The organism is Ruegeria sp. H4, from assembly GCF_056533065.1.
Genome location: NZ_JBQFOC010000004.1, coordinates 23104 through 42603, shown reverse-complemented (window position 1 = coordinate 42603; position 19500 = coordinate 23104). Strand labels below are relative to the sequence as shown.

Below are 19500 nucleotides of genomic sequence, written 5' to 3'. Positions count from 1 at the left end.
ACCTACTCCTGATCTGTGTACATCAACTCGGTACGTACATCGTAGAGATCATGGAAGAACCGCAAATCCAAGGCCTTGCGCAAGAAAGAAACGCCGCTGGACCCTCCGGTGCCGGGTTGGTTGCCGATCACCCGTTCAACCGCTGTGACATGATCGAAGCGCCAGCGCTGGAACAGCGATTCCACATCCATCAGCTTTTCTGCCAGCGCATACAGCTGCCAATACCGGTCGGTATCGCTGTACACCTGCGCCCAGATTTTCACGATGCGAGGGTCCCCCGAATAGGGCTGAGCATAATCGCGGTCCAACAGGTCTTGCGGAACGTCGAAGCCCTGGCGCGCAAGCATATGCAACACCTCATCATACAGCGACGGTTTTGTTAGCGCCGCGTTCAACTGTTTCATGACCTCGGGATCATGTTCATGAACCTTCAGGGTCGAAGCATCCTTGTTACCCAGAATGAATTCGATCTGGCGATACCCGTAGCTTTGAAAGCCGGACGAACTGCCAAGGGCCTGACGGAATGTCATGTAATCGGCAGGTGTCATGGTCAGCAGGGTTTCCCATGCTGTGATCAACTGCCGTTGAATGGCTTTGATCCGGTCGATGTTCTTCATCGCCGGGCCGAACTCATCCTGCTGCAAGAAGCGTCGTACTTCGACCAGTTGGTGATGCATCAGCTTCAGCCACAACTCGCTGACCTGATGGATGATGATGAACAGCATTTCATCGGGCTGGGCCGGGTCCTGAAACGTACGTTGCAGGTTCAGCAGGGTCTTGAGTTGCAGAAAGTCGCCATAGCTTTTGCGGTGGGTTTCGGCGAAATTGGTGACCAGTGAGTCCTCAATCCCGCGTTCAAGGTACCGGTCTTCATTGGCTTTATCGCTCATGCTGCCTCCCCACGCGCGCTGTTTGCTACGTGTGTAGAGGCTGCGTTTGCAACTTTCCAGTGGTTCAAGTCCAGTCCAGAACAACCTTGCCGGATTGGCCAGACTTCATGGCGGCAAAGCCTTTGTCAAAGTCGTCCACGCCATAGCGATGGGTGATCACACGACTGACATCCAAACCGTTCTGCAACATGGCGATCATCTTGTACCAGGTCTCAAACATCTCGCGGCCATAGACACCCTTGATGGTGATTGCCTTGAATACGATGCGGGACCAATCGACCGGGGATTTGCCAGGGGGGATACCCAGCAGAGCAATCTTTCCGCCCATCACTAAGGCCTCGACCATCTGGTCCAGTGCAATTTGCGAGCCCGACATCTCAAGCCCGACGTCAAAGCCCTGCTGCATGCCCAGTTCGGTGATGACATCCTGCAGGTCTTCTTTGGTGACATCGACAGTACGCAGGGTCGGCACCACGTGTTGGGCCAGGGTCAGGCGGTCGGGGTTGATATCAGTGATCACCACATGCCGGGCACCGGCGTGGCGGGCGACGGCGGCGGCCATGATACCGATTGGACCTGCGCCGGTGATAAGGACATCTTCACCCAGCAGATCGAAGCTAAGTGCGGTGTGAACGGCGTTGCCCAGCGGATCGAGGATCGCGCCGATTTCGTCCGGTACGTCCTCTGGCAAGGGTACAACGTTGAAGGCGGGCAATTTCAGATACTGCGCAAAGGCACCCTGTTCGTTTACGCCAATCCCGCGCGTTCCAGGGTCTAGGTGAAACTTGCCCGCGCGACTCTGGCGACTGTCAGTTCCGATCAGATGACCCTCACCCGAGCAACGTTGGCCGATCTCAAGTCCGGTTACGTTGCGCCCGATCTCGACGATCTCACCGGCGAATTCGTGGCCAGTGATCATGGGGACCGGTACGGTCTCGGCGGCCCAGTCGTCCCAATTCCAGATGTGAATATCTGTGCCGCAGATGCCGGTTTTGTTGATGCGGATCAGTACCTCGTCCGGTCCAATCTCGGGCACTGGGGCCTGAACCATCCAAAGACCTTCCTCGGGTTTGGATTTTTCCAGTGCTTTCATCGTGTTGGGTCGCATCAGATCACCCCCGATTCCTTGCCGACCTTGCCAAAGGCCGCGAGCGCGCGATCCAATTCATCCTTTGTTAGAGCCGCATTCATCTGCGTTCTGATCCGCGCTTGACCACGCGGGACGACCGGGAAGAAGAAACCCGAAACATAGACGCCTTCATCAAACAACCGCGACGCCATGTCTTGCGCAAGCGTTGCGTCCCCCAGCATCACCGGGATGATTGGGTGCTCACCGGGCAACAGATCAAAGCCCAGATTCTCCAAACCGGCGCGCCAGTATTTGGCGTTGCCGAACAGCTGCGCGCGCAGCATGTCGCCCTCTTCAACCAGACGGATTGCTTCCAGACCGGCAGCGACGATGGACGGCGGCAGCGAGTTTGAGAACAGATAGGGCCGCGCCCGCTGCCGCAGCAGGTCGATCACTGGCTGCGGCCCGGCGATGTAGCCGCCGATTGCCCCCCCAAGTGCCTTACCCAAGGTTCCCGTCAGAATATCCACATCGACGCCGAAATGATCCGGCGTACCGGCGCCGTTCGGCCCCATGAAACCGGTGGCGTGGCAGTCATCGACCATGACAATCGCATCGTATTTGTCGGCCAGCTCGCGGATTTTCGGCAGGTTGGCCAGATAGCCATCCATCGAGAAAACGCCATCGGTGGCGATCATGATATGCCGCGCGCCGTCGTCACGGGCCTGTTTCAACCAGGCCTCCAGATCGTTCATGTCATTGTTTATGTAGCGATAGCGCTTGGCCTTGCACAACCGCACCCCGTCGATGATCGAGGCGTGGTTAAGACTGTCGGAGATGATAGCATCCTCGGGGCCCAGCAGTGGTTCGAACAGCCCTCCGTTTGCGTCAAAACAGGCAGCGAACAGGATCGCGTCGTCCTTGTTCAGGAACTCGGCCAGCTTCTGTTCCAACTCCCGATGAATGTCCTGGGTGCCGCAGATGAACCGAACGGAGGCCATGCCAAAGCCTTTGGGCTCCATCGCATTGGTTGCTGCTTTGATCAATGCGGGATGATCGGCCAGACCAAGGTAGTTATTGGCGCACAGGTTGATGACTTGACGGTCGCCCACCGTGATCTCACCGCCCTGAGGCGAGGTGATCATGCGTTCACTTTTATACAAGCCCTCGGATTCGATCTGCGCGAGTGTGTCCGTGATGTGAGACAAGAATGCATCTGCCATGGCGACCTCCGATCAACTGAGTCGCATATCTAGCATAACGGATACGTTTCCCAAATAGGGGAAATACAATATTCGGGAAAAATATCCGTGAAGACGGATTTTGCAGGTTAGGCGTTCTTGACGATCAGGAAGACGCGCGCTGCATCAATCGCAGAGATGCAATGCGCAATATCGGCGGCATACCGCGCGGTATCGCCTTGGCGCAGTTCGGAAACCGCGGCGCCAGAGGTGATACGGACAGCACCTTCAAGCACGGTCAGCTGTTCCCGTGCCCCCCGCGCATGTGGCTGGCTGTTCAGCGCCCCACCGGCTTCGAACTGGATGTCATAGACCTCATGCCCTCCGGCTTCCTCCGGGGGAGAGAGGATTTGAATCCGGCATTTCTCACCCATATTGTCGATGCTGGGCACTTCGGCCTGACGCAAAACTTCGATCTGGTCGGTGTTGTTGGCATCGTCCAGAAGGCCCGCGAAATCGACCTGCAAGGCGCGGGTCAGGTTCCACAGAGTCGAGATGGTGGGGCTGCTTTCGCCGCGTTCGATCTGGCTGACCATGGACCGCGAGACACCGCTGAGATTGGCCACGGCCTCAAGCGACAGACCTTTGGCGCGGCGCGCCTCTTTCAGGCGGGCGGGCAGGCGGGTCAGGATATCGTCAGTGTTTTCCGTCATGACGGAATCCATGCGTGTTGTGCGAGCGGATGTCAATTCTGACCGTGACGGGACGTCTTGCGCGACAGGGTCATTCAGCGGGTGCATAGTAAGTGCAAATTAAGGAGGATTGTCCCATGACCGATATCGTAATTCTCGACGGTGCGCGCACCGCAATTGGCACCTTTGGTGGTGCATTGGCCTCGACCGCGCCGATTGATCTGGCCACGGTGGCGACCGAAGCAGCGCTTGAGCGTTCGGGTGTTGAAGGTGCCCAGATCGGGACAGTTGTCTTTGGTCATGTAATCAATACCGAGCCGCGCGATATGTACCTGTCGCGGGTTGCGGCAATGCAGGCCGGGATCCCGAACGGGACACCTGCAATGAATGTGAACCGTCTGTGTGGTTCTGGTGCGCAGGCCATTGTGTCAGCGGTGCAGGCGCTGATGCTGGGCGATGCGGATTTTGCGGTAGCAGGCGGTGCCGAAAGCATGTCGCGTAGCCCCTATATCGTGCCTCAAGCGCGGTGGGGCGCGAAGATGGGTGACGTTTCTTCGCTGGACATGATGCTGGGCGCGCTGAACTGCCCATTCGGAACCGGCCATATGGGAGTTACCGCTGAAAACGTTGCGGATGAGCATCAGATCAGCCGTGAACAGATGGATGCGTTCGCCCTGAGCAGCCAGACCCGAGCGGCGGCTGCGATTGAGGCGGGATATTTCGAAAGCCAGATCGCGCCGGTTCAGGTCAAGGTTAAGCGGGACATGGTTGACTTTGTGGTGGACGAACACCCCAAAGCTACCACCGCCGAAGCGCTGGCTGGTCTGCGCCCGGTATTCAAGAAAGAGGGGCGCGTGACGGCAGGCAATGCCTCGGGCATCAATGACGGCGCGGCGGCGATGGTTCTGGCCACGGCAGATGCGGCGGAGAAGGCCGGGTTGAAGCCCAAGGCTCGGGTGTTGGGATATGCTCATGCGGGCGTCCGGCCCGAGGTCATGGGGATTGGCCCGGTTCCAGCGGTTCAGAACCTGTTGAAGAAGACCGGATTGTCAGCGGAAGACTTTGATGTGATCGAAAGCAACGAGGCCTTCGCTTCGCAGGCTTTGGCGGTCAATCAGGAACTTGGGCTCGACGCTGCGAAGGTGAACCCAAACGGTGGCGCGATCGCGCTGGGGCATCCGGTAGGTGCGACGGGTGCAATTATCACTTTGAAGACGCTGTACGAGCTGGAGCGCACGGGGGGGTCGAAAGGATTGATTACCATGTGCATCGGGGGCGGCCAGGGCATCGCCCTTGCCATTGAGCGGCTTTGATCTGAGATCGGGTTGGGGGGCTGTCTGCCCCCCCATCGCGCCATGGCGCGATTCCCCCCCGAGGATATTTTTGGCCAGATGAAGCAAGTGGGCTGAACCTAGCCAAGCGCCATGATCAGAAGAACACTGACGGACCCGAGGACGGCGCCGAACAGGGTAGTGAGGATGCCGCGCAGAAGGCCTGAATCTTTGGGCTCTTCTTTTTGGGTTTGTGCGATGAGCGCGTTTTCCACCAGTGCAGGCAGGCGTGGGCCGAATCTGGCCAGAACCAGAGCGGTTTTCCCAAAATCCCGCAGCGCGGCGCGTGGGCCGATTGAGCGTTTGATATAGTCCTCGACCACGGGGCGGGCGACTTCCCAGATATTCATATGTGGATCGAGTGAACGGGCGACGCCTTCGACGACAACCATAGTGCGCTGCAGCAGGATCAGCTCGGTCCGGGTTTCCATGCCGAAGCGTTCGGTGACTTCAAATAAGTAGCTTAGCAGCCGACCCATCGAAATATGCGTAGCGTCCATGCCGAAAATTGGTTCGCCGACTGCGCGCAAGGCGCGGGCGAATTCGTCGACATCCCGGTCGGCGGGGACATATCCGGCTTCAAAATGAACCTCGGCGACCCGCTTGTAATCGCGGCGGATGAAGCCAAACAGGATCTCGGCATAAACCCGGCGGGTGTATTCGTCGATATGGCCCATGATACCGTAGTCATAGGCGATGATATCGCTGTTGGCAGCGACCTTCAGGTTGCCTTGATGCATATCGGCGTGGAAGTAGCCGTCGCGCAGCGCGTGCAACAAGAACAGTCGCAGCACCCGTTCCGCCAGATCACGGCGGTTGTGGCCTGCGGCGTCCAGCGCGTTATTGTCGCCAAGTGGTATGCCATCCGCCCAGCTGAGCGTCATCACACGGCGGGCGGATAGGGACCACACCACCGGCGGTAGCCAGAACCCGGCATCATCTTTTGTGTTGGCGGCGTATTCTGAAGCGGCGGCGCTTTCGAGGCGCAGGTCTAGCTCACCGCGCACGACGCCGTCGAAATGTTCGATCACCTCCATCGGGCGCAGACGACGTGCGCCCGGGGCAAAGAGTTGAACGATACGGGCAGCGAAATAGAACGCATCCACATCCTTGCGGAAGGCGCGTTCGATGCCGGGGCGCAGGACTTTGACCGCCACATCTTCACCTGAGGTGACCAGCTTGGCCTTGTGAACCTGCGCAATGGATGCAGCGGCAATGGGGTCGCTGAATTCGCTGAAGATGTCACTGACGGGTTGCCCGAGTTCCTTTTCCACCTCAGCTATGGCCTCAGATTTGGAGAAGGGGGGGAGCTTGTCCTGCAAGACGCGCAATTGCTCGGCCAGTTCATCGCCGACCACGTCGGGGCGGGTCGAGAGCACCTGCCCGAACTTGATATAGGCCGGGCCAAGTGCGGTCAGGGCGCGCGTCGCAGGGGGCATATCCGGATCGCCCTTGTAGCCAAGCCATTGAAAGGGCTTGCCAAGAGCGTGGGCCACGAAGCGCAACGATCTGGGGGCTTCAAACGCATCCAGCACCACGTTCATGGCGCCGGTGCGTTCCAGTGTGGCACCTGTTCGGATCAGGCGAATGATGTTGTGCGGGCCGCGCATTTAGATTTTCCAGCCGGAATGCAAGGCGGCGATCCCCATGCTCAGGTTACGATATTTGGCGTTTTCGAACCCAGCACTGCGGACCATGCCCAGGAATGTCTCCTGATCGGGGAAGTTGCGGATCGATTCCACGAGGTACTGATAGCTGTCGTAGTCATTGGCGATCAACTTGCCCATGCGGGGGATGACGTTGAAGCTGTAGAGGTCATAAAGCTTCTGCAGCCCGTCATTGGGCAATTGACTAAACTCCAGCACCATCAGGCGGCCGCCGGGTTTCAGGACGCGGAACGCCTCGTTCAGCGCCTCTTGTGGGCGGGTGACGTTCCGGATGCCGAAGGAGATCGTGTAGACGTCGAAGGTGTTGTCTTCGAACGGCAGCGACATTGCATCGCCCACCACCCAGTCCAGACTTTCAGACATCTGATCCGCCTCGGCCCGTTGACGGCCTTCGATCAACATCGATTCAGTCAGATCCAGCACGGTGGCGTGGCCATGACCGGCGCGCTTGAGGAAGCGGAAGGAAATATCTCCGGTGCCGCCCGCCACATCCAGCAGGTGTTGACCGGGACGGGGCGCGAGCCAATCCATCATCGCATCTTTCCAGATCCGGTGAATGCCCATCGACATGACATCATTCATCACATCGTATTTCGAGGCGACGGAACTGAATACGCCTTGCACGCGCTCTGCCTTATCCGCCTCGCGCACGGTTTCGAACCCGAAATGAGTGGTGTTGTCGTTGATGTCAGACATTTGCCTTGCCGTTTGTCGATTTTGGCTTCTGTTATAGGGCCATGAGAAGCGGGCACAATGCGGCCCTTTGGTATAGGAGCCATGTAATGCCCGAGTTGCCCGAGGTCGAGACTGTAAGGCGCGGCCTTGCTCCGGCGATGGAAGGAGTGGTGATCGCGCAGGCGGATGTAAACCGCCCCGACCTGCGCTGGCCTTTTCCGGACCGCATGGCGGAGCGTCTGACCGGGCAACGGATTGAGCGGTTGCGGCGGCGGTCAAAGTATATACTAGCCGATCTCAGCAGCGGAGAGACCCTACTGGTGCATTTGGGCATGTCGGGTCGAATGACGGTGTCCGGTGATCCGTTGGGCCAGTTCGTGCATAAGCACCCTAGGGCGCAGAAACACGATCATGTCGTGTTCCATATGGCCAATGGTGCGCGCATCACGTTCAATGATCCGCGCCGGTTCGGGGCGATGGATTTGTTGCAGACGGCGACCGCCGAAGAACACAAGCTTTTGTCGGTTCTGGGGCCGGAACCCTTGGGCAATGATTTCGATGAACAGCAGCTGATCGACGCGTTCAAGGGGAAGAATACTCCAGTGAAATCGGCGCTACTGGATCAGGGAATCGTTGCCGGGCTTGGCAATATTTATGTCTGCGAGGCGCTTTATCGGGGCCGTGTGTCGCCGCGTCGCAAAGCTGGGCAGATTTCTAAGCCGCGTGTTGCGGCCTTGGTGCCGATCATCCGGCAGGTGCTTCAGGATGCAATTGATGCTGGCGGCTCATCACTGCGGGATTTCCGCCAAGCTGATGGAGAGCTTGGATATTTTCAGCATAGCTTTGATGTTTACGGGCGTGAAGATGAACCCTGCCGCACGGAAGGGTGCGGCGCATTGATCAAGAGAATCACCCAGTCCGGTCGCTCATCCTTCTATTGTGCGCAATGCCAAAGATAACTTGATCCAAGTTTTTCGCGTGATAAGGAATCGTACTTGAACGGAACAACCGGAAGCTAAACCTTATGGCTTTTGAGACGATCATCGTCGAAATCGAAGACCACGTCGGGCTGATCAAGCTGGATAGACCAGACGCGATGAATGCGCTGAACACCCAATTGGTGAGCGAACTCTGCGACGCATTGGAAGAGGCGGACCAGAACGACAAGGTGCGCTGCATTGTGATCACCGGCTCGGACAAAGCATTTGCTGCAGGTGCGGACATCAAGGAGATGTCCGAGATGAGCTTTGTTGATGTGCTTAGCACGGATCTTTTTGCTTCGGTCAACGAACGCGTTTCGGCCATTCGCAAGCCAATCATCGCGGCCGTGGCAGGTTATGCGCTGGGCGGTGGATGTGAACTGGCCATGATGTGCGATTTCATCATCGCAGCCGATACAGCCAAATTCGGCCAGCCCGAGATCAATCTGGGTGTGATTGCTGGCATTGGTGGCACACAGCGCCTGACGCGGTTTGTCGGCAAATCCAAGGCCATGGACATGAACCTGACAGGTCGTTTCATGGACGCGGAAGAAGCCGAACGCTCGGGTCTTGTAAGCCGAGTTGTCCCAGCAAAAAAGCTGATGGAAGAAGCCATGGGTGCAGCGCAGAAGATCGCTGAGAAATCGCTGCTGACGGCCGCCGCGGCCAAGGAAGCGGTGAACCGCAGCTACGAGCTGCCGCTGAGCGAAGGTCTGTTGTTCGAGCGTCGCGTGTTCCATTCGATGTTCGCCACCGAAGATCAGAAAGAAGGCATGGCGGCGTTTCTGGAAAAACGTGCTGCGCAATTCCGCGATAAGTAAGGTCGCAACAAAGACCCCGCGAAAGGCAGGCTTCGGCCTGCTTGTTTGTTGGGCGCGCAGGGTAAGAATCGGCTTGGCAAACCTGTAAAACTTGGGTAGAGACCGCCGTCATACATGCGCGTGCGGCCCGCCTGGCCCGATTCACACTCGTGATTTCTGATCCGGTGCGGATATATCCGTGGCGCGCAACCCAAGATAACCGTACCGAACAAAGGTCAAGAAACACATGGCTAACTCGCCCCAGGCAAAGAAGCGCGCGCGTCAGAACGAAAAGCGTTTCGCTGTAAACAAAGCGCGTCGTTCGCGCATCCGCACCTATCTGCGCAAAGTCGAAGAAGCAATCGAATCCGGTGACAAGGACGCAGCCACCGCAGCCCTGCGCGCGGCGCAGCCCGAGCTGATGCGCGGCGTCACCAAGGGTGTCTTCCACAAGAATACTGCATCCCGTAAAATGTCGCGCCTGTCAGCGCGCGTCAAAGCACTGGGTTAAACCTGCTGCATGACCTTAGGTCATGTCAGAAAGGCTGAACCAAATTCAAAGGCGTCGCTAAGTGCGGCGCCTTTTTTCCTGTTGCCGGAATGCCGCGCCCTCACGAAACCGAGAGATTCTTTCGCTGAAAGAGCCGAGTCAATATCAGAGTTTCGTTGCCGTGCCCTATGCCGTCTTGCTACCACTGATTCAGCGATTCACTCGCTTGGGGGGACAGGCTGTTTCCGCGATCATACTGACGGGCATCAGGACGATTGCGGGGTTGGCGTCGATGACCGGCTTTGTCCGGGCTGCCGATTTGCCACGGACCTTGGGCTAACCAATGGTTCTGGCTCTGTCTAGAAAATGTGTGTGCTACCTGCGACCCGGTTCACCGGACGGTTAATTATTGCCAGCCGACTGAACCAGAGCGTCGTTGCACTCCGGTGACGACCTCGTCGAACCATACGGTTTGACGCACCTGACCCTTTTGCTTGGTGAATCCCTAAGCCGGGAAACCGGTTCAGTATGAATAAGGCCGACAGGCCAATAAAGAATGGGATGCGTGAGGCGCTGAATGACACAAGAGAAATGGGGACTACTGCGTAACAAGTTGATTAAGGTAATTGGCCGGAACAACTATACGACCTGGATCGAACCTCTGACATTTGAAGAGTTGCAAGATGGTGTCGCGGTGTTTTCTGCACCGACCAATTTCATGGGCAACTATGTCAGTCAGAATTTTGCCGACCTGATATTGTACGAACTGAACACCTCGGGAGAGTTAGTTCAGCGTTTGGATTTCCGCGTTGCTGCAAATACCCCCGCGCGCCCGAATCCGGTCGCGAAATCAGTGGTCGAAGAGGCAGCGCCTGAGACTGCCGCCGCCCCTGCAGCGCCGCGCTCAGACGCCGCGCAAGAGGCGTTGGATTCGATGCAAGCCGCGCCTCTTGATCCGCGTTTCACCTTTGACAGCTTCGTGGTGGGCAAGCCCAACGAGCTGGCTCATGCCGCTGCTCGCCGCGTGTCAGAAGGCGGTCCCGTCACATTCAATCCGCTGGTTCTGTATGGGGGCGTTGGTCTGGGTAAGACACACCTGATGCATGCCATCGCATGGGAGCTGAAAACCAAACATCCTGAATTGAATGTTCTGTACCTGTCGGCGGAACAGTTCATGTACCGTTTTGTGCAGGCCCTGCGCGAACGCCGGATGATGGACTTCAAACATCTGTTCCGCTCGGTTGACGTGCTGATGGTTGATGACGTGCAGTTCATCGCGGGCAAGGATTCCACTCAGGAAGAGTTCTTTCATACCTTCAATGCGCTGGTGGATCAGAACAAGCAGATCATCATCTCGGCTGACCGCGCACCGGGTGAGATCAAGGATCTGGAAGACCGGGTAAAATCGCGCCTGCAATGTGGCTTGGTTGTCGATCTGCACCCGACCGATTACGAGCTGCGTCTGGGCATCCTTCAGAACAAGGTTCAACAGCATATCAGCACTTATCCTGATCTGGTGATTGCGGATGGGGTGCTGGAGTTTCTGGCGCATCGCATTTCGACCAATGTGCGCGTGCTAGAAGGCGCTCTGACCCGTCTGTTCGCTTTCGCCTCGCTGGTCGGGCGTGAGATCGACATGGAACTGACGCAGGATTGTCTGGCTGACGTGCTGCGCGCCTCGGAACGCAAAATCACGGTCGAAGAGATTCAACGGAAGGTGTCCGACTACTATAACATCCGTTTGTCGGACATCATTGGCCCCAAACGTCTGCGCTCTTACGCGCGCCCACGTCAGGTGGCGATGTATCTGTGCAAGCAATTGACCAGTCGGTCTTTGCCTGAAATAGGGCGCCGGTTTGGAGGACGCGACCACACCACGGTCATGCATGGTGTGAAGCGGATCGAAGAATTGAAAGTCACCGATGGCCAGATCGCGGAAGACGTTGAAATGCTGCGTCGCGCGCTGGAAGCCTGAGGTCTAAGGTATAACCTGTCAACGATGCCCCGGATGTGATGTCCGGGGCGTTTTCTTGTGCGGTATTGCCCACGGTCGCGCGTGAACTGTACCCGGCGGCGCACGCGTCCCTTGACCGAATGGGTTTTCCGACCCAGAAATCCGTAAAAAATCCTTGTGCCTCAGGGTGGAACCGCTAACGTGCCAGTCCCGCCCATTTCGGCACGCAAGTCAGAGGAATTAAGGGTATGAAGATCAGCATCGAACGCGGCACCCTTCTCAAGGCCGTTTCCCAGGCCCAATCTGTTGTCGAACGCCGGAATACGATCCCGATACTGGCCAATGTGCTGATCGAGGCCGAAGGGGATCAGGTTCAGTTCCGCGCCACCGATCTGGATATCGAGGTTGTCGACAAAGCCCCCGCACAGGTCGAGAAGGCCGGCGCGACGACGGTGGCTGCGACAACGCTGCATGAAATTGTACGCAAACTGCCTGATGGTGCGTTGGTTACTTTGATAGCCGACAGTGCCGCAGGTCGTTTGACGGTTGAGGCTGGGCGGTCGAATTTCTCGCTGGCGACCTTACCGAAAGAGGATTTTCCGGTGATGGCCTCGTCGGAATACGCGTCAAACTTTACCGCGTCGGCGGCTCTACTGCGCCGGCTGTTTGATAAATCGAAGTTTGCCATTTCGACAGAAGAAACCCGGTATTACCTGAACGGTGTTTATATGCATGTGGCGGATGGGGCTGAGGGTGGCAAAGTCCTGCGCTGTGTGGCCACCGATGGCCACCGTCTGGCGCGTATTGATGCGGATCTGCCCGATGGCGCAGCGGATTTGCCGGGCGTGATTGTGCCCCGCAAAACAGTGGGCGAGCTGCGCAAGCTGCTGGAAGATGACGAGATGGATATCGCCGTTTCAGTCAGCGAAACCAAAGTCCGTTTTGCAACACCCGATATCACTCTGACCTCAAAAGTGATTGATGGCACTTTCCCCGACTACACGCGTGTTATTCCGCAAGGAAACACCCGCAAGCTTGAGGTGGACGCTGCCGAATTTGCGCAGGCCGTAGATCGTGTGGCGACAGTCTCGTCCGAGCGGTCACGCGCGGTGAAGCTGCAGCTGGACGGGGACAAGCTGATACTGTCGGTCAATGCGCCCGATAGTGGTGCAGCTGAGGAAGAACTGGCCGTGGCTTATGGCGATGAACGGCTAGAGATCGGGTTCAATGCGAAGTATCTGCTAGAGATCGCGTCTCAGGTCGATCGCGAAAACGCGGTGTTCATGTTCAATTCGGCGGGCGACCCGACCCTGATGCGCGAAGGCAATGACCAGAGCGCGGTTTATGTTGTCATGCCGATGCGCGTCTGATCGCGCTGGCGCGCGATGCCTCCGGCGGAGGTATTTTTGAACAGAAGAAGGGAGGGGTCATGGGATTGGCCCTGACCGAGCTAACGGTCTCGCATTTTCGGTCTCATAAATTGGCGCGTTTGTCTTTGGATGGGCGCCCGGTTGCGATCCATGGGCCGAACGGGGCCGGTAAGACCAATATCCTTGAAGCGGTGTCGCTGTTTTCGCCCGGCCGCGGGATGCGGCGGGCCAGTGCGGCCGAGATGACACGGCGGCCTGAGGCGCTGGGCTGGAAGCTGTCCGGAGTGTTGCAGGCGCAGGGGCAGCGATACGAGATCGAGACCTGGTCTGAAGGTGGCGCGGCGCGGCAGGTGCGGATTGACGGTAAGGCCGCAAGTCAGATTGATCTTGGCAAACTCGCGCGCATGGTTTGGTTGATTCCGTCGATGGATCGGCTGTGGATCGAAGGGGCTGAGGGGCGGCGGCGGTTTCTGGACCGCATCGCGCTAAGCTTTGATCCCGCGCATGCCGAAGCGTCGTTAACCTATGAGAAAGCCATGCGTGAGCGGAACCGGCTGCTGAAAGACCAGGTTCGGGATGCCCATTGGTACACGGCCTTGGAAGGTCAGTTGGCCGAGACAGGGTATCGGATCCATTCGGCGCGTCTTGCAGCATTGGATCATTTGCGTGCCGCACAGGAACAGTCCGAGACGGCGTTTCCTTCAGCCGACTTGGAGTTGATTCAAACGGAAGGTGCGATGCCCGAGACTGCGGATGATCTGCGCGAGGCGCTGAGCGAAAGCCGTTTCCGCGATCTTGCAGCAGGGCGAACTCTGGTCGGGCCGCATCGCTCGGACCTGTATGGGGTGTTCGCTGCCAAAGGGGTTCCGGCCAAGGATTGTTCCACGGGTGAGCAGAAGGCGTTGCTGGTGTCCCTGATCCTGTCAAACGCACGGGCGCTGGCGGGAATGGTTGGCGCGCCGCCGATTGTGTTGCTGGATGAGGTGGCTGCACATTTGGATGCCGGACGACGCGCGGCGCTCTATGATGAGATCTGTGCGCTGGGCGCTCAGGCCTGGATGACGGGCACCGGGCCTGAGCTGTTTGCGGAATTGGGCGACCGGGCCCAAACGCTGGTTGTTACCGAAGGCGATGAGGGCTCGGTCGTGTCGGCTTAGGCCGGTTCGCTGACTTTGCGTTCCCACAAGAAGCCACGCATGACCTGATCGACCGGAGTTTTGGCCATGTGGTTGACGTAGTTCGACATGGTTTTCTGCGCCAGACCCAGAACAACATCCAGAACGGCGCGGTGCGAATAACCAGCGTCAAAGAACGCCTGCAGCTGTTCTTCGGTCGGGTTGCCTCGGGTTTCCATCACTTGCAGAGTGAAGGTGCGCAGCGCTTCTAGCTTGGCTGTCGGTAGCGGGGTTTCGTTGCGCAGGGCCTCGGTGATTTCGTCCGAAACCTTCATCATTTTGGCGATGCCGGTGTGGGCGGGGACACAGTAGTGGCATTCGTTTTCAACGTTGATGGTCTGCCAAACCACGGTTTTCTCATCATTGTCGAAATCGGTTTGCAGGAAGAGGCCGTGCAGAACCTGATAGCCTTCCAGATGCTGCGGGCTTTCTGCCATCACCTTGTGCAGACCGGGCAGCCGGCCAAAGGCGGCTTGCGATTTCTTCAACAGCGGTTTGGATCCCTCTGGGGCGGATTCGAGGTCGTGAGACGGGAAGTTGGCCATGTCAAAACTCCTGATTTCTGGCGCGATGAGTCGTATTTAGGGTTTCTTGAGCGATCACTCAAGTATATATTTGAGCAAGCACTCAAGAATTGGTGATCCAATGCCCCGCAAACCCGCATATGACCGAGACGCGCTGATCGCGCAGGCGCGTGATATCTTCTGGCGTCACGGCTGGGCGGGGACGTCGCTGAAGGACCTTGAGCGCGAGTTGAAGCTGAAGCCGGGCAGTTTCTATGCGGCGTTTGGCTCGAAAGATGCCCTATATGCGCTGGCGCTAGAGCGCTACGCGCAAGACGGGGTTGCCAGTATGCTTGCCTTGGCTGAGGAGCTGGGGCCGCTCGGGACGCTCAAGGCGCAGCCCTATCGCGTGATTGCTGCCTCTGACCTGCCGACCAAAGCTTGTATGCTGGCCAAGACCTACGCCGAGTTGCAGGCAAAGGATCACGATTTGGCCGGTCAGGCGGGCGCGCATATGATCGCAATGAAATCCTGTTTCGCAGACCTGTTTCGCCGCGCCCAAAAGGCCGGAGAGATCAGCCCTGATCACGATCCAGAACGCCTTGCTGCGCGCTATCAGTCGGACCTTCTGGGCCTGCGATTGACGGCCGAACGGGACGACGTCAACGCCGCCGAAATTGCAGCTGATATCGCGGCAGACCTCGATCGGCTTTGATCCGCAGATAAATCGGATCTCAACCACAAAATCTTGGGGGAGCGCGTGACATTCCCCACCAGAAAACGTATAAGTTACCAAAATAATATAGGTACTAACGGCATGTCCGAAGACGCACAGGCACCCCAAGAATACGGCGCAGATTCCATCAAAGTTCTCAAAGGCTTAGAGGCAGTTCGCAAGCGTCCCGGTATGTATATCGGGGACACGGATGATGGATCGGGCCTGCACCATATGGTGTACGAGGTCGTTGATAACGGAATTGACGAGGCTCTGGCCGGTCATGCCGACCATGTGACCGTGAAAATTCACGCCGATTCCAGCGTCTCGGTCAGTGACAACGGCCGTGGCATCCCGGTGGATATTCACCCCGAAGAGGGCGTCTCGGCGGCCGAGGTCATCATGACCCAGCTGCACGCGGGCGGTAAGTTCGACAGCAACTCGTACAAGGTGTCGGGCGGCCTGCACGGCGTGGGCGTTTCGGTTGTAAATGCTCTTTCCGAATGGCTGGAGCTGCGCATCTGGCGCGCGGGCAAAGAGCACGTAGCGCGTTTTGAGCGTGGCGAGACCGCTGAGCACCTGAAAGTCGTCGGTGAATGCGGCGACCGCACCGGGACCGAGGTGCGCTTTCTGGCCTCGACCGATACGTTCTCGAACCTCGAATACTCGTTTGAGACGCTGGAGAAGCGCCTGCGTGAGCTGGCCTTCCTGAACTCGGGCGTGCGCATCATCCTGATCGACGAACGCCCTGCCGAACGGCTGGAGACCGAACTGTTCTATGAGGGTGGCGTCAAGGAATTCGTCAAATACCTCGACCGGTCCAAGACCCCGGCAATGCCCGAACCGATCTATATCAAGGGCGAGCGGGACGATATTGGCGTCGAAATCGCGATGTGGTGGAATGACAGCTACCACGAGACGGTTCTGCCCTTTACCAACAATATCCCGCAGCGGGATGGCGGGACCCATGTGGCGGGTTTCCGGGGCGCTCTGACCCGGACGATCAACAACTATGCCCAGTCAAGCGGGATCGCGAAGAAGGAAAAGGTTAGCTTCACCGGCGACGATGCGCGCGAAGGTCTGACCTGTGTGTTGTCGGTCAAAGTGCCTGACCCGAAATTCTCGTCCCAGACCAAAGACAAGCTGGTTTCGTCCGAAGTACGACCTGCGGTTGAGGGCTTGATGAACGAAAAGCTGGCCGAGTGGTTCGAGGAAAACCCGAACGAGGCCAAAGGGATCGTCGGTAAGATCATCGAGGCCGCATTGGCCCGTGAAGCGGCCCGAAAGGCGCGTGAACTGACCCGACGCAAGACGGCGATGGATGTGAACTATCTGGCCGGGAAGTTGAAAGACTGTTCCGAGAAAGACCCGTCCAAAACCGAAGTCTTCCTCGTCGAGGGTGACTCGGCGGGTGGCTCGGCCCAGACCGGTCGCGATCGTCTGACTCAGGCCGTTCTGCCCCTGCGCGGGAAAATCCTGAACGTCGAACGCGCGCGGTTTGACCGGATGCTTTCTTCTCAGGAGATCGGGAACCTCGTCATGGCGCTGGGCACCGGCATCGGACGCGATGAGTTCAACATCGAAAAGCTGCGCTACCACAAGATCGTCATCATGACTGATGCGGATGTCGATGGCGCGCATATCCGGACACTGTTGCTGACCTTCTTCTACCGTCAGATGCCGGAATTGATTGAAGGTGGATACCTCTACATCGCACAGCCTCCGCTCTATAAGGTTTCACGTGGTAAATCAGAGGTTTACCTGAAGGACCAGGCAGCGCTGGATGACTATCTGATAAATCAGGGGGTCGAGGGTGCTGTTCTGAAGCTGGGCTCGGGCGAGGAAATCGTCGCTCAGGACCTGACCCGCGTCGTCGACGAAGCGCGCCAGTTGAAACGCGTGCTGGACGCCTTCCCAACCCACTACCCGCGCCACATTCTGGAACAGGCCGCCGTGGCCGGTGCCTTTGTGCCCGGTGCTGTCGATGCCGACTTGCAAGGCGTGGCCGACAAGGTTGCCGCCCGCCTTGACCTGATCGCGCTGGAATATGAACGTGGCTGGCAGGGCCGGATCACGCAGGATCACGGCATCCGCCTGGCCCGTATCTTGCGTGGTGTCGAAGAGGTGCGCACACTAGACGGCCCGATGCTGCGCTCGGGTGAGGCGCGTAAAACCGGCAGCTTCACGCAAAGTCTGCAGGAGATTTATAACACCCCTGCCACGTTGGTCCGCCGTGATCGCAGTCAGGACATCCATGGCCCGCTGGACCTCTTGCGGGCCATTCTGGAAGAGGGCGAAAAGGGTCTATCGCTGCAACGCTATAAGGGTCTGGGAGAGATGAACCCGGATCAGCTGTGGGAAACCACGCTGGACCCGGACGCCCGGACGCTGTTGCAGGTGCGCGTGGATGACATGGTCGAAGCGGATGATCTGTTTACTAAGCTGATGGGCGACGTGGTCGAGCCCCGCCGCGAGTTCATCCAACAGAACGCTTTGAGTGTGGAAAACCTGGATTTCTAAGGCGTTGTAGCACCAGCTACAAAGCGTCGTCACAAACCCAAGGATGCTCTGGCGTTGGGCAGAATTAGAACAACCTTCACAGGTATGCTCAATCTGATCGACACGCCACTGGATCTCTTCACTCGTAGCCTGGTTGCAGCCCGGGCCCTCATAGACGCGCAAGCCTCCCCATTTCTGTTTGATCTGAACGATGGACGGGCGTTCATCACCAAACAGGTCGGGCTGCTCGTCGATCAACCTCTTCACTTTCTCAAGGGCAAGCGTAAGCTGCTCCGCCCACCCGGTACGATACTCACCAAGCTGCTTGAAGACGCTTCCATGAATATCATTCCAGTCGACAACACTGCTCATCACTGACTTCCGGGCCCGCGCCTCTTTGAGATCGTGTGAAACCTCCGCCATAGCAGTCATCACACGGTCGACCACTTCGTGGTCATCACACTCGACATGCAGACCCTCGGTCGACCATGTGACGTCAGAGACGTGCGGAGCTGGGTAGTTGTGCGCCATCACCATACGCATCTCTTCGGCGTACCAGGCGTCAAATGAGCGGAGATCATCTGGAGGTCCATGATCCTCGATCACACCTCGAACCTTTTCCCGGAATTCCTTCCAGCTCTTTTCGACATCATCCATCAGTTACACTCTCCAGAACTTGGCCCTGTTGAGGTGGAATACACCTCCCGGGATCTGGCAAAGCGCAATCGGCGTGACATGACCGGTGGCCAGCGAGCCCGTATTCATGAGCTTTCGGGCGTAGTCCTCATCATCGTAGTCTTCCATAATCTTATTGAAGATCACTTGTTGTTCTACCGTCATCACCACCCCTTTCCCACGCAAGCAGGACAACGTCCGCGCTCATCCGTTCGGTCGATCTGACCGAAATAGCCACAAACTGAGCAGGTCATTCGATTCCGAGCAGGCTTTTTTCGAACACCAAAAAGCCTCTTCCTTTCAGGGTGGCGCTTGCTCGCGACATCATGCGCGCATCAACAGCACAGGGTCGTGTACCACCCATCCAAAATCTGGGTCTCGGCAGCGTTTGAGCATCGTTCACAGGTACGATTTGCTCGTGCAATTGTGGCGGTGATCATCGACTGAATTTGTCGATCATCACACCGGTGATAGATGCGGAGCTCGCCGAGTTCCTCTTTGATCTGGAGGATGAAAGGGCAGGTGGCATCCTTTAGATCGCAGTATTCTTTGACCTCTGTGAAGAGCGTCGTCACCAAGCCAGACCAGCCTTTGGGTGTGTGGCCGAGGCTCCTCTCGACCGATTGCTTGATATCGTTGAAATCAATTGCGTTCGTAACTTCATCCGCCATGTCGGACACCTCCTGAGGATGGTAGGAGGCGTCGGAATCGAACCGACTCGTGCACTCTAATCTGGAGCAATTACAAGGATATAAGCCTCGCCCGCATACCAATGCTGCCTCCCACGGATCTCGCGTGGGTTATCGACCTCAGGCCGATATTCGATGGCAGTGG

Annotated in this window: 19 protein-coding genes and 1 tRNA gene; 11 read left to right on the top strand and 9 right to left on the bottom strand. The window is 57.6% G+C overall.

Annotated features, from left to right (window positions below; genetic code table 11):
* Nucleotides 1–2: 2 nt before the first annotated feature.
* The 4 genes from ACR0KG_RS18350 to ACR0KG_RS18335 all read right to left on the bottom strand — a co-directional run bounded on the left by ACR0KG_RS18350 (nt 3) and on the right by ACR0KG_RS18335 (nt 3853).
* On the bottom strand, nt 3–890 hold the full coding sequence (locus ACR0KG_RS18350; protein ID WP_480828078.1) for a tryptophan 2,3-dioxygenase: 888 nt from the start codon (nt 888–890) through the stop codon (nt 3–5).
* Between the two features lie 64 nt (nt 891–954).
* Entirely contained in the window at nt 955–1983 is a 1029-nt protein-coding gene (tdh, locus tag ACR0KG_RS18345; RefSeq protein ID WP_480828152.1) for an L-threonine 3-dehydrogenase, read from the bottom strand.
* Between the two features lie 14 nt (nt 1984–1997).
* The gene (locus ACR0KG_RS18340) at nt 1998–3182 is read right to left on the bottom strand and encodes a glycine C-acetyltransferase (RefSeq protein ID WP_480828077.1); all 1185 of its coding nucleotides are present in this window, start codon (nt 3180–3182) and stop codon (nt 1998–2000) included.
* A 107-nt stretch (nt 3183–3289) separates the two neighbouring features.
* Nucleotides 3290–3853: a helix-turn-helix domain-containing protein gene (locus ACR0KG_RS18335; protein WP_480828076.1), complete on the bottom strand. Its 564-nt coding sequence runs from the start codon at nt 3851–3853 to the stop codon at nt 3290–3292.
* Between the two features lie 116 nt (nt 3854–3969).
* Between ACR0KG_RS18335 and ACR0KG_RS18330 the strand changes: the two genes are divergently transcribed.
* Nucleotides 3970–5145 (top strand): acetyl-CoA C-acyltransferase family protein, encoded by a 1176-nt coding sequence (locus ACR0KG_RS18330; RefSeq protein ID WP_480551519.1) that lies wholly within the window; start codon nt 3970–3972, stop codon nt 5143–5145.
* A 98-nt stretch (nt 5146–5243) separates the two neighbouring features.
* Here ACR0KG_RS18330 and ubiB read toward each other — a convergent pair whose 3' ends face one another.
* Nucleotides 5244–6773: a 2-polyprenylphenol 6-hydroxylase gene (ubiB, locus tag ACR0KG_RS18325; RefSeq protein ID WP_480828075.1), complete on the bottom strand. Its 1530-nt coding sequence runs from the start codon at nt 6771–6773 to the stop codon at nt 5244–5246.
* Complete coding sequence (ubiE, locus tag ACR0KG_RS18320) at nt 6774–7526, bottom strand: bifunctional demethylmenaquinone methyltransferase/2-methoxy-6-polyprenyl-1,4-benzoquinol methylase UbiE (protein ID WP_480828074.1); 753 nt, start codon at nt 7524–7526, stop codon at nt 6774–6776. It lies immediately after the preceding gene.
* A gap of 86 nt (nt 7527–7612) precedes the next feature.
* Here ubiE and mutM point away from each other — a divergent pair, with 86 nt between their 5' ends.
* From mutM to recF, 6 genes are all read left to right on the top strand, one after another.
* Complete coding sequence (mutM, locus tag ACR0KG_RS18315; protein WP_480828073.1) at nt 7613–8464, top strand: bifunctional DNA-formamidopyrimidine glycosylase/DNA-(apurinic or apyrimidinic site) lyase; 852 nt, start codon at nt 7613–7615, stop codon at nt 8462–8464.
* A gap of 65 nt (nt 8465–8529) precedes the next feature.
* On the top strand, nt 8530–9306 hold the full coding sequence (locus ACR0KG_RS18310) for an enoyl-CoA hydratase (protein WP_480551521.1): 777 nt from the start codon (nt 8530–8532) through the stop codon (nt 9304–9306).
* Between the two features lie 226 nt (nt 9307–9532).
* Complete coding sequence (gene rpsT / locus ACR0KG_RS18305; protein WP_170463044.1) at nt 9533–9796, top strand: 30S ribosomal protein S20; 264 nt, start codon at nt 9533–9535, stop codon at nt 9794–9796.
* A 556-nt stretch (nt 9797–10352) separates the two neighbouring features.
* Complete coding sequence (dnaA, locus tag ACR0KG_RS18300; RefSeq protein WP_480828072.1) at nt 10353–11750, top strand: chromosomal replication initiator protein DnaA; 1398 nt, start codon at nt 10353–10355, stop codon at nt 11748–11750.
* A gap of 227 nt (nt 11751–11977) precedes the next feature.
* Nucleotides 11978–13099 (top strand): DNA polymerase III subunit beta, encoded by a 1122-nt coding sequence (dnaN, locus tag ACR0KG_RS18295; RefSeq protein ID WP_480828071.1) that lies wholly within the window; start codon nt 11978–11980, stop codon nt 13097–13099.
* Between the two features lie 59 nt (nt 13100–13158).
* Nucleotides 13159–14256, top strand: coding sequence for a DNA replication/repair protein RecF (recF, locus tag ACR0KG_RS18290; protein WP_480828070.1), 1098 nt, complete (start codon nt 13159–13161; stop codon nt 14254–14256).
* Here recF and ACR0KG_RS18285 read toward each other — a convergent pair.
* A complete protein-coding gene (locus ACR0KG_RS18285) occupies nt 14253–14819 on the bottom strand; it encodes a carboxymuconolactone decarboxylase family protein (RefSeq protein ID WP_480828069.1) in 567 nt (188 codons plus the stop codon). The two genes, recF and ACR0KG_RS18285, sit on opposite strands and share 4 nt — an antisense overlap.
* A gap of 100 nt (nt 14820–14919) precedes the next feature.
* On the opposite strand from ACR0KG_RS18285, the gene ACR0KG_RS18280 reads away from it, so the two are divergent.
* The 4 genes from ACR0KG_RS18280 (at nt 14920) to ACR0KG_RS18265 (ending at nt 18891) form a co-directional block, all read left to right on the top strand.
* Complete coding sequence (locus ACR0KG_RS18280; RefSeq protein WP_480828068.1) at nt 14920–15492, top strand: TetR/AcrR family transcriptional regulator; 573 nt, start codon at nt 14920–14922, stop codon at nt 15490–15492.
* 102 nt (nt 15493–15594) lie between these two features.
* Entirely contained in the window at nt 15595–18012 is a 2418-nt protein-coding gene (gene gyrB / locus ACR0KG_RS18275; RefSeq protein WP_480545159.1) for a DNA topoisomerase (ATP-hydrolyzing) subunit B, read from the top strand.
* Nucleotides 18013–18096: 84 nt separating this feature from the next.
* Complete coding sequence (locus ACR0KG_RS18270) at nt 18097–18369, top strand: hypothetical protein (RefSeq protein ID WP_480828067.1); 273 nt, start codon at nt 18097–18099, stop codon at nt 18367–18369.
* Between the two features lie 213 nt (nt 18370–18582).
* The gene (locus ACR0KG_RS18265; RefSeq protein WP_480828066.1) at nt 18583–18891 is read left to right on the top strand and encodes a hypothetical protein; all 309 of its coding nucleotides are present in this window, start codon (nt 18583–18585) and stop codon (nt 18889–18891) included.
* Between the two features lie 110 nt (nt 18892–19001).
* On the opposite strand, the gene ACR0KG_RS18260 is transcribed toward ACR0KG_RS18265, so the two are convergent.
* Together ACR0KG_RS18260 and ACR0KG_RS18255 are read right to left on the bottom strand one after the other, a co-directional pair.
* On the bottom strand, nt 19002–19337 hold the full coding sequence (locus ACR0KG_RS18260; RefSeq protein ID WP_480828065.1) for a hypothetical protein: 336 nt from the start codon (nt 19335–19337) through the stop codon (nt 19002–19004).
* A 19-nt stretch (nt 19338–19356) separates the two neighbouring features.
* Nucleotides 19357–19450 (bottom strand) — tRNA-OTHER (locus tag ACR0KG_RS18255).
* Nucleotides 19451–19500 lie beyond the last annotated feature (50 nt).

Bases quoted from the DNA above. Each gene is read 5' to 3' on its own strand.
- ACR0KG_RS18350 (WP_480828078.1), bottom strand. From the start codon at position 890: ATGAGCGATAAAGCCAATGAAGACCGGTACCTTGAACGCGGGATTGAG.
- tdh (WP_480828152.1), bottom strand. From the start codon at position 1,983: ATGAAAGCACTGGAAAAATCCAAACCCGAGGAAGGTCTTTGGATGGTT.
- ACR0KG_RS18340 (WP_480828077.1), bottom strand. From the start codon at position 3,182: ATGGCAGATGCATTCTTGTCTCACATCACGGACACACTCGCGCAGATC.
- ACR0KG_RS18335 (WP_480828076.1), bottom strand. From the start codon at position 3,853: ATGACGGAAAACACTGACGATATCCTGACCCGCCTGCCCGCCCGCCTG.
- ACR0KG_RS18330 (WP_480551519.1), top strand. From the start codon at position 3,970: ATGACCGATATCGTAATTCTCGACGGTGCGCGCACCGCAATTGGCACC.
- ubiB (WP_480828075.1), bottom strand. From the start codon at position 6,773: ATGCGCGGCCCGCACAACATCATTCGCCTGATCCGAACAGGTGCCACA.
- ubiE (WP_480828074.1), bottom strand. From the start codon at position 7,526: ATGTCTGACATCAACGACAACACCACTCATTTCGGGTTCGAAACCGTG.
- mutM (WP_480828073.1), top strand. From the start codon at position 7,613: ATGCCCGAGTTGCCCGAGGTCGAGACTGTAAGGCGCGGCCTTGCTCCG.
- ACR0KG_RS18310 (WP_480551521.1), top strand. From the start codon at position 8,530: ATGGCTTTTGAGACGATCATCGTCGAAATCGAAGACCACGTCGGGCTG.
- rpsT (WP_170463044.1), top strand. From the start codon at position 9,533: ATGGCTAACTCGCCCCAGGCAAAGAAGCGCGCGCGTCAGAACGAAAAG.
- dnaA (WP_480828072.1), top strand. From the start codon at position 10,353: ATGACACAAGAGAAATGGGGACTACTGCGTAACAAGTTGATTAAGGTA.
- dnaN (WP_480828071.1), top strand. From the start codon at position 11,978: ATGAAGATCAGCATCGAACGCGGCACCCTTCTCAAGGCCGTTTCCCAG.
- recF (WP_480828070.1), top strand. From the start codon at position 13,159: ATGGGATTGGCCCTGACCGAGCTAACGGTCTCGCATTTTCGGTCTCAT.
- ACR0KG_RS18285 (WP_480828069.1), bottom strand. From the start codon at position 14,819: ATGGCCAACTTCCCGTCTCACGACCTCGAATCCGCCCCAGAGGGATCC.
- ACR0KG_RS18280 (WP_480828068.1), top strand. From the start codon at position 14,920: ATGCCCCGCAAACCCGCATATGACCGAGACGCGCTGATCGCGCAGGCG.
- gyrB (WP_480545159.1), top strand. From the start codon at position 15,595: ATGTCCGAAGACGCACAGGCACCCCAAGAATACGGCGCAGATTCCATC.
- ACR0KG_RS18270 (WP_480828067.1), top strand. From the start codon at position 18,097: ATGCTCAATCTGATCGACACGCCACTGGATCTCTTCACTCGTAGCCTG.
- ACR0KG_RS18265 (WP_480828066.1), top strand. From the start codon at position 18,583: ATGATCCTCGATCACACCTCGAACCTTTTCCCGGAATTCCTTCCAGCT.
- ACR0KG_RS18260 (WP_480828065.1), bottom strand. From the start codon at position 19,337: ATGGCGGATGAAGTTACGAACGCAATTGATTTCAACGATATCAAGCAA.